The organism is Staphylococcus sp. HMSC056G08, from assembly GCF_001812305.1.
In the GTDB taxonomy this organism is placed as follows: Bacteria; Bacillota; Bacilli; order Staphylococcales; family Staphylococcaceae; genus Staphylococcus; species Staphylococcus simulans.
In genome coordinates this window covers 1-1,068 of record NZ_KV808442.1, presented here as the reverse complement: position 1 = coordinate 1,068, position 1,068 = coordinate 1, and the positions used below count along the sequence as shown (strand labels likewise).

The 1,068-nt window shown below is 27.2% G+C and carries 1 pseudogene; it reads left to right on the top strand.

Annotated features, from left to right (window positions below):
* Positions 1-910: 910 nt before the first annotated feature.
* Positions 911-1,068 (top strand): annotated as a pseudogene (locus tag HMPREF2846_RS14640) (replication protein); the annotation flags it as partial.

Here is a 1,068-nt window from a genome sequence, read left to right as displayed (position 1 = left end):
TAGGAGCAACGCTATTGATTTCTATATTTTTCAAAAACAGCTTTATCAATTATTCGAGTAACTGTTCTACAATTTCATTAACAATTAATGCTGTATCATCTTTAAGGGAGGTAAAGTCAGTCGTTAATGGTGATGATAGTTGAGACATGTTATATATTTTATACATAAAGTTCCTTCAATGATTGGGTTTTTGGTAATTCTTTAATATACGTGAGGACTTTATTTTTTGAAATAGTATGAGTATTTTATATAAAAACCCAAGAAAAATCATTAAAGATTCTCCTTGGGTTTTTTTGAGATTGGATTTATGTTCCAGCCCCTTATCGTTCTTTTTAAATGACGAATTTAAATGATAATAGTATAGCAAAAATAACAAGAGAAAGAATGAAGTTGTCTCTTTTCTTTTCTAAGAGATATGAAGTAGTAATAGTTAGCAAACCTAATGTGACAAGAATATGATCGACTGAGTTTAAAACTATCATTCCATACAATGCTTGAAGTATATATTGAATGATTAAGATTGAAATACCTGATACTATCAAAAAAACGCTAATAAATTTAAGATATGAAATTGTTTCTTTTTTAATGTTTACTCCTCCTCCCTTTTACTTTCTTCAACTCATGGGTCAAAGTATCCAACAGTTGTTATATCATTAACTCAATTTAGATAAACATAACTATTTTGTTATTCTTTCACTAATAGATTAACTGTTCTAATAATAAAACCATTCAAACTAATACACTTTCTATTTTAATCCAGATTTGCTTTCGCTTAAAATATATATTATTAATCTAAAGTATTCTTTATTTTAATGGAAGCGATTTCTGTTCATCCTTGGTAGATTGATTTTTAGCAACATGGGGTTCAATTTTGGAATTAAATTATATTTTTAGTTCTGTTGCCAAAATCAACTTCGAAACAGATAAATGGTATTATATTAGTCAAAAAGAATAGCTGAATTTATGACAAGATGTAACGAGCAATGATGAAATTACACAAGTACAAGTTCAAAAAATCAAACAGAACAACAATAAAGAATTATACGAAATGGCGAAGTATTCTGGTAA